The organism is Mesorhizobium sp. LNHC232B00 (assembly GCF_000502435.1).
Lineage (GTDB): Bacteria > Pseudomonadota > Alphaproteobacteria > Rhizobiales > Rhizobiaceae > Mesorhizobium > Mesorhizobium opportunistum.
This window is the reverse complement of record NZ_AYWP01000008.1, coordinates 51,683-63,470: the sequence shown is the minus strand read 5'-3', so window position 1 is coordinate 63,470 and position 11,788 is coordinate 51,683. Positions and strand designations below refer to the sequence as shown.

General features: G+C 64.2%; 9 protein-coding genes and 1 pseudogene. 1 reads left to right on the top strand and 9 read right to left on the bottom strand.

Going from position 1 to position 11,788, the window contains the following annotated elements; all coding sequences use genetic code 11:
• Nucleotides 1-88: 88 nt before the first annotated feature.
• Nucleotides 89-1,444, bottom strand: coding sequence for an ABC transporter substrate-binding protein (locus X743_RS156390; protein ID WP_023765592.1), 1,356 nt, complete (start codon nt 1,442-1,444; stop codon nt 89-91).
• Between the two features lie 360 nt (nt 1,445-1,804).
• On the opposite strand from X743_RS156390, the gene X743_RS156395 reads away from it, so the two are divergent.
• Complete coding sequence (locus X743_RS156395) at nt 1,805-2,827, top strand: substrate-binding domain-containing protein (RefSeq protein ID WP_023765591.1); 1,023 nt, start codon at nt 1,805-1,807, stop codon at nt 2,825-2,827.
• 115 nt (nt 2,828-2,942) lie between these two features.
• Here X743_RS156395 and X743_RS156400 read toward each other — a convergent pair whose 3' ends face one another.
• The 8 genes and pseudogenes from X743_RS156400 to X743_RS156430 form a co-directional block, all read right to left on the bottom strand.
• Nucleotides 2,943-4,397, bottom strand: coding sequence for a S8 family serine peptidase (locus X743_RS156400; protein WP_023765590.1), 1,455 nt, complete (start codon nt 4,395-4,397; stop codon nt 2,943-2,945).
• Nucleotides 4,387-5,065, bottom strand: a pseudogene (locus tag X743_RS01000000168905) (anti-sigma factor). Before X743_RS01000000168905 ends, X743_RS156400 begins: the two are co-directional and overlap by 11 nt.
• Nucleotides 5,062-5,628 carry a sigma-70 family RNA polymerase sigma factor gene (locus tag X743_RS156405; protein ID WP_023765589.1) on the bottom strand — a complete coding sequence of 189 codons (567 nt, stop codon included), beginning with the start codon at nt 5,626-5,628 and terminating at the stop codon, nt 5,062-5,064. The pseudogene X743_RS01000000168905 and the gene X743_RS156405 overlap by 4 nt, the downstream one beginning before the upstream one ends.
• A 167-nt stretch (nt 5,629-5,795) precedes the next feature.
• Nucleotides 5,796-6,635, bottom strand: coding sequence for an alkaline phosphatase family protein (locus X743_RS156410; RefSeq protein WP_023765588.1), 840 nt, complete (start codon nt 6,633-6,635; stop codon nt 5,796-5,798).
• A 51-nt stretch (nt 6,636-6,686) separates the two neighbouring features.
• Nucleotides 6,687-8,357, bottom strand: coding sequence for an ABC transporter ATP-binding protein (locus tag X743_RS156415; protein ID WP_023765587.1), 1,671 nt, complete (start codon nt 8,355-8,357; stop codon nt 6,687-6,689).
• Complete coding sequence (locus X743_RS156420; RefSeq protein WP_023765586.1) at nt 8,357-9,181, bottom strand: ABC transporter permease; 825 nt, start codon at nt 9,179-9,181, stop codon at nt 8,357-8,359. The genes X743_RS156415 and X743_RS156420 overlap by 1 nt, the downstream gene beginning before the upstream one ends.
• A gap of 9 nt (nt 9,182-9,190) precedes the next feature.
• Complete coding sequence (locus tag X743_RS156425; RefSeq protein WP_023765585.1) at nt 9,191-10,150, bottom strand: ABC transporter permease; 960 nt, start codon at nt 10,148-10,150, stop codon at nt 9,191-9,193.
• 16 nt (nt 10,151-10,166) lie between these two features.
• The gene (locus X743_RS156430) at nt 10,167-11,753 is read right to left on the bottom strand and encodes an ABC transporter substrate-binding protein (protein WP_023765584.1); all 1,587 of its coding nucleotides are present in this window, start codon (nt 11,751-11,753) and stop codon (nt 10,167-10,169) included.
• Between the last annotated feature and the right edge of the window lie 35 nt (nt 11,754-11,788).

Genomic DNA, 11,788 nt, shown 5'->3' with positions numbered 1-11,788 from the left:
ACGACATGCATGAAACGAAGACCTAAAGCGCGTCGCGTGAATCCGTCTCGACGCGACGCGTTTTTAGGCTGCGGTCACCGCCGGTTGCCTACTTGATCCCGTCCCAGCTCTTCTGGATGTCGGTGGCGACATCCTGGGCGGACTTGCCGCCGACCAGGTCGATCATGCCGGTCCAGAATGAGCCGGCGCCGATCTTGCCGGGCATCAGGTCGGATCCGTCGAAGCGCACTGTCGTCGCGCCGACCAGGATCTCGCCCTGCTTCTTCAGCGCGTCGCTGCCATAGGCGTCCTTGTTGGCTCCCTTGAACGGGGTCACGAAGCTCTTTTGCGCCATCCACAATTCATGCGCGAGCGGCATCTCCAGGAACTTGATGAACTCGTGGGATGCCTTGGAATCCTTGGTGATCATCACCAATGTTCCGGCCACTTCCAGCGGCGTGCCCAGTTCCGGCTTGGAAGCGTAAGGCGGATAGTTGAAGAAGTCCGCATCCTGGCCGAGCTTTACGCCCTCCGGGAAGAAGGAGGGGATGAACGATGCCTGGTGGTGCATGTAGCATTTCGGTGGCACGCTGAAGAGGCCCTTCGGGCTATCGCGGAAGTCCGTCGCGGCGACCGCCTTGGCGCCGCCGTCGACCATCTTGTCGTCGGTGGCGATCTTGCCGAAAATGTCGATGGCGTTGACCACCGCCGGATCGGTGAACGGAATCTCGTTCTTCACCCACTTGTCGTAGACTTCCGGCGGCTGCGTCCTCAGCATGATGTCCTCGACCCAGTCGGTCGCCGGCCATCCGGTGGCACCGCCGGAGCCAAGCCCGATGCACCAGGGCTTGCCGCCATCGGCAATGATCTTCTTTTCGAGCTCGGCCAGTTCCTCCTGCGTCTTCGGCACCTTGTAGCCGGCTTCCTCGAAATTATCGGGCGAGTACCAGACCAGACCCTTCACGTCGATCTTGTAGGGAAGCGCATAGAATCCTGGCTTGCCGTCCTTTCCTGCGAAAGTGCCGAGCTTGGCCCAGGAATCGCCAGCCGCGTAGTTCTCCTTGACCCATGCGGCAACGTCGTCGCCCAACGGGGTCAGCACGCCCTTGGAGGCAAGGTCCTGGATCAGGCCCGGCTGCGGCAGGATCGCGATGTTCGGCGGGCTGCCCGCCTGCGTGTCGATGACGATCTGCTGCTCGTAGTTTTCGGACGAGGAATATTTGATCTCGGCGCCAGTGGCTTCCGCGAAATAATCGAGTACCGAACGGGCAAGCGTCTCGTCCTCACCGCGCCACGGGCCAAAGATCGTCAGCGTCTCGCCCTTGAGGTCAACCTTCTTGAGTTCGTCGAAGTTGGCCCAGTGAAACCGCGCGTCCTCGCCTGGCTTGAACTTCAGTTCGGCATGCGCGGGCACGTTCAGGGCGAGCGTGGCGAACGCGGCACCCAGCAAAAGCATATTCTTCATCGGTATTCCCTCCCAGTGGGTCAAACACACCGGACGGAACCTCCATTCCGTCCGCCGACGCCGCAGGACTGTGACTCAGTCGCAAGGGAACCGCAACCTTTCGAAGAGTCTTCCAAAGCGCTTTGGCTTTGATGATCTCGCCATTGAATCGGTCCGGAGTCAAGAGGGTCATGCACTAATCGATTTAATTCGAAGCATTCAGGGTCAAAGAAGTGCGCTGCAGCATGCTTTTTTGGCGGTGCAGCAGCAATTTTTGTTTCAAACTCACCTCGGGCACGCTTATGGTCACCGTACCTTGGGCACACCTTTATGGTGCTTGGGTCGATTTAATCTAAAGCGCTTTGGGGATGGAGACCTCTCGTGAACCTCAAGCAGCTTGCGCATATGCTGGCGCTTTCGCAGACCACGGTTAGCCGGGCGCTGAACGGCTATCCGGAGGTCAACGAGGAAACGCGAAGGCGCGTCATGGACGCCGCCAAGCGCCACGGCTACCGCCCCAATCCGAGCGCGCGGCGGCTGGCGACCGGCAAGTCGGGCATGATCGGCTATGTCCTGCCGACAGGTGCCGCCGTCGACATCGATCCGCATTTCGTCGAATTCCTGTCCGGCCTTGGCGATTATGCGCGTTCGCACGAACTCGACCTCGTGCTGTCGCCGGCCGACGCGGACGACCAGGAGACGACCTATCGGCGCATTGTCGCCAACCGGCAGGTCGATGCCGTCTATATCTCCTCTCCCAAGCCGCAGGACAATCGGGTAGCGCTGGTCAACACGCTGGGCATTCCCTTCATCGTCCATGGCCGCAGCGAAGGCTTCGATTTCGACTATCCCTATCTCGACATCGACAATGAGGGCGCCTTCCACGAGGCGGCGCGGCTGCTGGTCCAGCTCGGCCACCGGCGGCTCGCGCTGATCAATGGCGACGACGGCGAGACCTTCGCCATCCATCGCGAGCGCGGCGTGCGTCGTGCGCTCGCGGCGAGCGGGCTGGCCTTGAGCGAACGCCATGTCTGCTCTCTGGTCATGACAGAGGAGAACGGCTATCGCGCCACCAGGCGCCTGCTGGAAGCAAGCGACGCGCCGACGGCAATCGTCTGCTCCAGCCTGATCATGGCGCTGGGCGTCGTGCGCGCGGTGCGCGACCTCGGTCTGAGCATTCCGGGCGACGTCTCCCTGATCGCCCATGACGATGTCTTTCCCTGGCTGCGGCCGGAGAATTTTTCGGTGCCGCTGTCGACGACGCGCTCGTCCATCCGTCTCGCCGGCGCCCGCGTCGCCGAGCGTCTGGCGGCGCGGATATCGGGACTGGAAGAGGGGGCGCGAGGCGAGATCTGGCCGGTGGACCTGGTGATCAGGGGATCGGTCGCCGGGGCGCCCGCGTAGGTCGTGCCGACGATTGGCGAAAGCGGCGAAGCGAGTAATCTCCCCACTTGCGGGGGAGATGTCCGGCAGGACAGAGGGGGGTGCTGTCCCGCCGACGTCACAGGTCTGAGGGAACCTATTCCTTCCCCGCCCCAGCCGCCTTGATATCCAGCAGCCCGTAACCAAAATCGTTGTCGCGCCCCTTGGGGCCGAGATCCCTGGCCGTTGCCGCCAAGGCCTTCTCGATGTCGTCGGCCGAGCGGTCGGGCGCGGCGTGGATCAGATTGGCGATGGCGCCGCTGACGATCGCCGCGGCGAACGAAGTGCCGGTGACGACATCCGAACCGGCGCCGCTCGGCGCCACCATCTCGACGCCGGGCGCCGAGATGAAGACATAGGCGCCGCGATTGGCCTGCGGCATCAGCCCGTCCTTGGCGTCGGTTGCGGTCACCGCGATGACGCCGTCGAAGGCGGCCGGGTAGCCATAGGGCGCCTTCGGCCCGTTGTTGCCGGCGGCGGCGACCAGCACGATGCCGAGCGCGCGAGCATTTCTGCAGGCGACGCCGAGCAGGTCGTTCTTCGGCCCGACGAAGCTCATGTTGATGATGCGCACGTCCTGTTCGGCTGCCCAGTCGAGTGCGGAGAGAATGACGTCCATGGTCGACTTGCCGCCTTCGAAGGCGCGCGCGTGGTAGATCCTGGCGCCCGGCGCCATGCCTTCCAGCGCACCGACACCGGCGATCAGCCCATCGACCGAGGTGCCGTGATCGCGCTTTTCGATCGGCACGTCGGGCATGGCGTCGAACTGCCCGGCGATCACCCCGGCCAGCGCCGGATTGGTGTCGTCGATGCCGGTATCGATCACCGCGACGCGGACATTCTCGCCGCTGGCCTGTTTGGAATCGAGCGCGATGCGCTCGAAGGCATAGTTGACGATGCCGGCCGCCTGCTGCAGCGAATAGATGTGGTTGGGCTCGCGCCGCTGCGTGCGGCCGTCGGCGGCCAGCTGCGCCAGCACGATGCCGACCGGACGGCCGTCGGGAATGCCGAAGCGCACCAAAGTGGTGCCGAGCAGTCGGGACTGGCGCTGCGAGCGCACCTCGAGGCCGAAGGAGGCGGCGATCTGCTGCACGGCGCCGGCATCGCCGTCGACGGTCACCAGCACCTCGTCGGGCACGAAATCGCCGGCCACCGCGCGCGGCGGCTGAACCGCGATGAGATCGGTCGGCGAGATGATCGGCCCGCCGGTCGGGATTCCAGCCTGTGTATCGGCGGGAACGGCCGGTGAGGTGCCCGGGTCCTGGCGTGGAGCGGGTGTCGGCAGGGGAGCCGAGCTTTCGGCAGGATTGGGGAAGAGGTCGACGATCAAAGCAGGCAGAAAGACCGCGCCGGATTGCTCGGCACCCGGACCGCCCTTTTCCCCGCCATTGTCCTTCGCGCAATCGGCTGCCGCCGCATTGGCCACGTTGCTGCAATCTATTTTCGTCCGGTCGGGATTGGCGGCGTTGGTCTGTGCCGACGCGGGCACGGCGGCGATTGTGATCGCCGCCGCAAGGATCGCCGCAAATCGAATGACCGCCTCAGCCGCCATCTGCCGGTTTCCTTCCTTCGATCACGGTGTCGGTGAAGGGCTGGGCGGCAATGAGGCCGATTTGCCTGGTGTAGTCGGTCGCATTGGCGGCGGGAATGCCGAGCCGGAACACGCCGTCGGCGGTCGGTCCGCCGATCACCTTCAGCCCGTTGCCGCCGAGGAAGCCCGAAATATCGGACACCTTGGCGTCCGGCTTGAACTTGACCAGCGCGAACGGCATCTTGGCCAGGTCGTCTTCCGCGCTGGCAATTTCGAAATTGCCGCCCTTGCCGCCGGGCTGTACGAGCGACTGCACCACGATCAGCGCCAACAGGACCGCGGCCGCCGCCCAAGCGACTCCGGCGGGCAGCGCCACGAAGCGGCCCCAGGCCTGCGCCAACCAGGACGAGCCTGCCGGCGCCCGCGCCGGTCCTGCCTCGGCGTCGAACGCCCTTGCGAAGCGGCTGAGCGCATCGGCCGGCGGGGGGNGGCGGGCGGATCGCCTCATTGGCCGCCGATGCGCCCGAGAATTCGGCCTCGGCCTCGCCAAGGGCGGCCAGTGCCGAGGGATCGCTGGCCAGCCATTCCTCGACGGCTTCAAGGTCCGAGCCTTCCAGCGAGCCGTTCAGGTAGAACGGCAGCAGCGTTTCCATTTCGTCGCGGCGCGACATCTTTTCAGCGGCGCTCATGGCCACCCCCTGTCGTAACCGGCGGCCTTGAGGGCCTCGCCGAGTTTCTTGCGGGCGTAGAACATCCGGGTCTTGACGGTCGCGACCGGGATGCCGAGCACCTCGCCGATCTCGGTCACCGACTGTCCGTGGTAATAGGCAAGGTCGATCACCGTGCGGTGCTCTTCGGGCAAGGCGTCGATGAGACGGCGCAAGGCGGCGGCCTTGTCCTCCTTCATGGTCACGACCTCGGGCGTGTCGGCGCTGTCGGGCACCGCGGCGGCGGCCTCGTCGTCGATCCAGTCTTCCTTTTTCTTGCGCAGCAGCGACAGCGCCTTGAACCGGGCGATGCCGAGCAGCCATGTCGAAACTTCGGAGCGACCCTCGAAGCCCGGCGCCTGGCGCCAAAGTTCGAGAAACACCTCGTTCGCGATATCGTCAGCCATCATTTCCGATCCCGTCTGGCGCACCACGAAGCGGTAGACCCGCGCGTGATGACGCATGAACAGCAGCCGCACGGCGGCACGGTCGCCCTTCGCGACCCGGTCGACAAGCGCGCGATCGGTGTCCGTCGCTGCCGTCATGGCCGGTCGAGCCGCCTGGCTCCTGTCTGCTCTGTCGCTGATCGGTCCAAAAAGGTTCATCCTCCGCCAAGGAATTTGCGGAGGCTAACCGAAGAAAGGGGAGGTTGCCAGTGGTGCGCTCTCTTCCTTCCCCCACAAGGGGGGAAGGGGGAAGGCGTTGCGCTACATCACCCCAAAAACGCCTTCGCCTTCATCGTCGCCGACACCGGCACGCCCAGACGGCTCAGCACCGTCGGCGCTAGCTGCAGTTGGTCGAGCAGCGTGTTCGCATCCGGCCCTTTCCCCAACCCGAAATAATACAGCGCGAAATCCTGCATCTCGTCGTCGTGGCCGCCGTGATGGCCGCGATCCGTCTGGCCGTGGTCGGCGGTCACCATCACCTCATAGCCGGCCGCGATCCAGCCCGGCAGGAACCCCGCCAGCATGGCGTCCATGGCATAGACGGCATGGTCCATCTCATGGCAGTCGTGGCCGAAGCGGTGGCCCATCGAGTCCAGCGTGCAGGTGTGCAGGATGCCGTAGTCGATGCCGTGGCGCTTGGTCAACATGGTCAGCGTCGCGAACAGATCGACATCGCTCGGCGTCATCTGGTTGCGCAGATTGTAGCCGGTCATGGTGTGGAACCGGCCATGCGTGATCGGCCCGCCTGGCTCGTCGAACTCCATGTCCTCGACCAGGTCGAACGGATAGGACCGGAAGAACTCCGACCAGTAGGAGTGGGTGACCGCACCGGTCTTGCCGCCGGCCTTGCTGACCTCGGAGAAGATATCGGGCTGCCCGACGCGGAACCGGTTCTCGTTGGAGAGGATGCCATGCACCTGCGGCGACACGCCAGTGTGGATCGAGGCATAGCAGCAGGCCGAGGTCGACGGCAGCACGGAACGCATCTTCCAGACGCGTGCCTCGCCCGATTGCACCCAACCCTCAAGATTGCCCATCAGCCGGCGCCAGTTGCGGTAGGGAACGCCATCGAGGACGATCAGCAGAAGCTTGGATTTGAGCGCCATGGGCGGCTCCATGCAGTCTTGTCGCAAGAGGATGACGGCAGTCGTAGGCCGCTAGTTCCCGGCGCTGGCCATGCGCCGTCCCTTGATCGCCTTTTCCAGCCAGCCGATCTCCATCTCGGGAACCGATGACAGCAAAAGGTCGGTATAGGCATCAAAGGGCGGCGTCAGCACCGTACTCTTCGAGCCGTAGCGCACCACTTCGCCGCGATACATCACCGCGATCGAATCGGCGATCGACTTTACCGTCGCGAGGTCATGGGTGATGAACAGGTAGGCGACGTTCTCCTCCTTTTGCAGTTCGAGCAAAAGCTTGAGGATGCCGTTGGCCACCAGCGGGTCGAGCGCCGAGGTCACCTCGTCGCAGATGATCAGCTTGGGCTTGGCTGCGAGCGAGCGGGCGATGCAGACGCGCTGCTTCTGGCCGCCGGAAAGCTCGGCCGGGTAGCGGTCGGCAAAACCCTTGCCCATCTCGATCTTGTCGAGCAGTTCGGTCACGCGGGCGTCGCGCTGCCTGCCGCGCATGCCGAAGTAGAACTCCAGCGGCCGGCCGATGATGGTGCCGACGGTCTGGCGCGGATTCATCGCCACGTCGGCCATCTGGTAGATCATCTGCAACTGGCGCAGATCCTCCTTCGGCCGGTCGGCGAGCCGGTTGGCCAGCGGCCGCCCGTCGAAGGTCACCGTTCCCTGTTCCGGCGGCAAGAGGCCGGTGATGGCCCGCGCCAGGGTCGACTTGCCGGAGCCGGACTCGCCGACGACGGCCAGCGTCTGACCCGGGTAGATATCGACCGAGACGTTCTTCAACACCTTGACGTGGCCGCCCGCATAGGCGGCGGTGACGTTCTTGACCGACAGGAACGGTGTCGTGCCGGGCTTCTGCTCGGCGTGCTCGATCTCATGCACCGAGACCAGCGCGTTGGTGTATTCCTGGCGCGGCTCCTTGATGATCTGGCGCGTGCCGCCCCATTCGACCAGCCGGCCGTGGCGCAGCACCATGATCTCGTCGGAGACCTGGGCGACGACGGCAAGGTCGTGGGTGATGTAGAGTGCCGCCACATGGGTGTCGCGGATGGCGTCCTTGATTGCCGCCAGAACGTCGATCTGCGTCGTCACGTCGAGCGCCGTCGTCGGCTCATCGAAGACGATCAGGTCGGGCTCGGAACAGAGCGCCATCGCCGTCATCACACGCTGCAGCTGGCCGCCCGAGACCTGGTGCGGGAAGCGCTCGCCGATGGTTTCGGGATTGGGCAGGCTGAGCTTCTTGAAGAGTGCTATGGCCCGCTTCTCGGCCTCGGCCCGTGTCGCGGTGCCATGCAGCAAGGTGGCTTCCACCACCTGGTCCATCAGCCGGTGCGCCGGGTTGAAGGCGGCCGCCGCCGACTGCGCGACATAGCAGACCTCGCGGCCGCGCAATTTGCGGAAGCCTTCCTTGCCGCCCTTCAGGATATCGCGGCCGTTGAGCAAAACCTCGCCGCCGGTGATGCGCACGCCGCCACGGCCGTAGCCCATGGACGACAGGCCGATGGTCGACTTGCCGGCGCCGGATTCGCCGATAAGGCCAAGCACCTTACCCTTTTCCAGGGTCAGCGAGACATCGTGCACCAGCACGATATTCTTTGGCGCTTCCCCCGGCGGGTACACCGTCGCCTCGATGCGCAAATTGCGGATATCGAGCAGCACGCCTGGTTTTGCCTGTCCGGGCTTCGCTTTGGTATCTGCCATCACCCGCGTCCTCCCTTCAGGCTTGTCGTGCGGTTGAGGATCCAGTCGGCGACAAGGTTGACCGAGATGGCAAGCGCCGCGATCGCGCCTGCCGGGATGAGCGCTGCGGCGATACCGAAGACGATGCCGTCCTTGTTCTCCTTGACCATGCCGCCCCAGTCGGCGTCCGGCGGCTGCACGCCAAGGCCGAGAAAAGACAAGGTCGACAGGAACAGCACGGCATAGATGAAGCGCAAGCCGAGTTCCGAGACCAGCGGCGACAGCGCGTTGGGCAGGATCTCGCGGAAGATGATCCAGGCGCTGCCTTCGCCGCGCAGCTTGGCGGCTTCGACATAATCCATGACGTTGATGTCGACGGCGACCGCACGCGACAGGCGGTAGACGCGGGTCGAATCAAGAATGCCCATGACCAGGATCAGCGTCACCAGGTTCGTCGGCAGCACCGAAAGCACGACCAGGCCCATGATCAGCGTCGGGATCGACATCAGGAGATCGACGAGGCGCGACAGGATGGTGTCGAACCAGCCGCCGAACACCGCCGCCGAGAAACCGAGAATGGCGCCGAGCGAGAAGGACAGCGCGGTGGCAAGCACGGCGATGAACAGCGTGATGCGGGCGCCGTAGATCATGCGTGACAACAGATCGCGGCCGAGATTGTCGGTACCCAGAAAGTGCGCCGCCGACATCGGTTCCCATACGTCGCCGACGATCTCGGCATTGTCGTGCGGCGAAATCCACGGTGCGAAGATCGCCGCCAGCACGAACAGCGCGGTCAGCACCAGGCCGATCAGGGCGGGAATGGGGATGCGTCTTATGTCAAGCATGCCCGCCCCTCACTTTGGATGTCTAAGACGCGGATTGGCGACGATCGCCGCTATGTCCGCGATGATGTTGAGGCTGATGTAGACGGCCGCGAAGATCAGGCCGACCGCCTGCACGACAGGCACGTCGCGCTTGGTGACATGGTCGACCAGATACTGCCCCATGCCGGGATAGACGAAGATCACCTCGACCACGACGACGCCGACGATGAGATAGGCGAGGTTGAGCATGACGACGTTGATGATCGGCGCGATGGCGTTCGGAAAGGCGTGTCTGCGGATGACCGCGAAGGCTGAAAGCCCCTTGAGCTCCGCGGTCTCGACATAGGCCGACTGCATGACGTTGAGGATCGCCGCGCGCGTCATGCGCATCATGTGGGCGAGCACGACCAGCGTCAGTGCCGTTGCCGGCAGCGCGATGGCCTGCATGCGTTCGCCAAAGGGCATGCCGTCATAGACGGTCGAGATGGCGGGGAAGATCTGCCATTTCACGGCGAAGAAATAGACCAGGAGATAGCCGATGAAGAACTCGGGGAAGGAGGTCGACGCCAGCGCCAGTCCGGAGATCAGCTTGTCGACCCAGCCATTGCGGTAGCGCACCGCGATCAGGCCGAGGATGATCGCCAGCGGCACCGCGACGACCGCCGCCCAGAAGGCGAGGAACAGCGTGTTCCACAGCCGGCCCTTGATCGAGGTCGCAATATCCTGGCCGCTCGACATGGCGGTGCCCAGATCGCCGGTCAGCACGCCGCCGAGCCAGTGGAAATACCTGACATAGGCCGGGTCGTTCAGCCCGAGCTGCTCACGCAAATTGGCGAGCGACTCCGGTGTCGCCGATTGTCCGAGAATGGCTTGCGCGACGTCGCCGGGCAGAATCTGGGTGCCGGCGAAGATCAGGACCGAAATGGCCAACAAAAGGAGGATGCCCAGCGCAATGCGCTGGGCAATCAGTTTCAGGATGGGTGAAGACATATCCGCAAAGCCGGACTCAGGCCTGCAGCCAGCACTTCGCCAAGGCGTAGCCGTTCATCAGTTCCTGATGCGGATCGTCGACCCAGCCATCGACCTTGGCACCGGTAGCGTCGATGAACTGGTTGAACATCGGCAGGATCAGGCCGCCTTCGTCGCGCACCAGGACAGCCATGTCGTGGTACATCGCCTTGCGCTTGGCCTCGTCGAGCTCGGCGCGTGCCGCCAGCACCATCTTGTCGAAATCCGGGCGCTTGAAACGCGTGTCGTTCCAGTCGGCGGTCGACAGATAGGCGGTCGAATACATCTGGTCCTGCGTCGAGCGCCCGCCCCAGTAGGAAGCGCAGAAGGGCTGCTTGTTCCAGACCTCGTTCCAATAGCCGTCGCCGGGCTCGCGCTTGAGCTCGATCTTGATGCCGGCCTTGGCGGCGCTCTGCTGGAAGAGCTGCGAGGCATCGACCGCGCCCGGGAAGGCGACGTCGGAGGTCCTCAAAAGCACGGTGCCGTCATGGCCCGACTTCTTGTAGTGGAACTTCGCCTTGTCCGGATCGTACTTGCGCTGTTCGATCTCGGTGAACAGCGGGTAGGCGGAGTTGATCGGGAAGTCGTTGCCGAGCGAACCGTAGCCGCGCAGCACCTTGGTCAGCATCTCTTCGCGGTCGATGGCGAGCTTCAGCGCCATGCGCAGGTCATTGTTGTCGAACGGCGCCGTGTTGCAATGCATGATGAAGACGTAATGGCCCGGGCCGGCGTGGTTGCGGATGGTCACGCCCGGCACGCGCTTGATCAGGTCGACGATCTTCGGCTCGACGCGGTTGATCATGTTGACCTGGCCGCCCTGCAGGGCCGCCGTGCGCGCCGTCGCATCGTTGATGACGATGATCTCGATCTGGTCGGCATGGCCCATCTTGTCGCCCTGCCAGTAATTGGCGAAGCGCTCGCCGCCATGGTGCACGCCGGGCTCGTTGGTGGTGACCTTATAGGGGCCGGCCGAGATGCCGGCGTCGGCCTTGTCCTTGCCGCCATTGGGCTGGACGATCAGGTGATAGTCGCTGAGCAGGTAGGGAAGGTCGGCATTGGCTTCCTTCAGCGTCAGCACCACTTCCTTGCCATTGGCCTTGATGGTCTCGATGCCCTTCATGTAGCCGAGCGCACCGGATTTCGATTTCTCGTCGGAATGGCGCTCGAGCGTCGCGGCCACGTCCTCGGCGGTCACCTTCTTGCCGTTGTGGAATTCGACGCCGTCGCGGATCTTCAGCGTCCACACCTTGGCGTCCTTGGACGAGCCGATCTCCTCGGCGATGCGGTTCTCGAGCTTGCCGTCGGGGGACAACTCGACGATCATTTCGCCCCAGCACTTGCCGAAGGCGAACGGCACCTGGGTCATGAACAGGGCCGGATCGAGACTGTTGGTGGATTCACCGCCGACCAGACCGGCCTTCAACGTGCCGCCCTTGACCGGACCGGCCGCCCGCGCCGCGCTTGAAAGCAGCGAGTTGGCGAAGGGTGCTGCGATGCCGAGCGCTGCCGCCCGGCCGAGAAAATCACGACGGCTCAGCTTGCCCGCTGCAACACGCCGGCTAAGGAATTCGAGTTCTTTTGACATTTTGAGTTCCTCACTCTGTTGGTTCGACTCTGTGG

Excerpts from the sequence above, each read along its gene's own strand:
- X743_RS156390 (WP_023765592.1), bottom strand. The coding sequence starts at position 1,444 with ATGAAGAATATGCTTTTGCTGGGTGCCGCGTTCGCCACGCTCGCCCTG.
- X743_RS156420 (WP_023765586.1), bottom strand. The coding sequence starts at position 9,181 with ATGCTTGACATAAGACGCATCCCCATTCCCGCCCTGATCGGCCTGGTG.
- X743_RS156410 (WP_023765588.1), bottom strand. The coding sequence starts at position 6,635 with ATGGCGCTCAAATCCAAGCTTCTGCTGATCGTCCTCGATGGCGTTCCC.
- X743_RS156415 (WP_023765587.1), bottom strand. The coding sequence starts at position 8,357 with ATGGCAGATACCAAAGCGAAGCCCGGACAGGCAAAACCAGGCGTGCTG.
- X743_RS156430 (WP_023765584.1), bottom strand. The coding sequence starts at position 11,753 with ATGTCAAAAGAACTCGAATTCCTTAGCCGGCGTGTTGCAGCGGGCAAG.
- X743_RS156400 (WP_023765590.1), bottom strand. The coding sequence starts at position 4,397 with ATGGCGGCTGAGGCGGTCATTCGATTTGCGGCGATCCTTGCGGCGGCG.
- X743_RS156425 (WP_023765585.1), bottom strand. The coding sequence starts at position 10,150 with ATGTCTTCACCCATCCTGAAACTGATTGCCCAGCGCATTGCGCTGGGC.
- X743_RS156405 (WP_023765589.1), bottom strand. The coding sequence starts at position 5,628 with ATGACGGCAGCGACGGACACCGATCGCGCGCTTGTCGACCGGGTCGCG.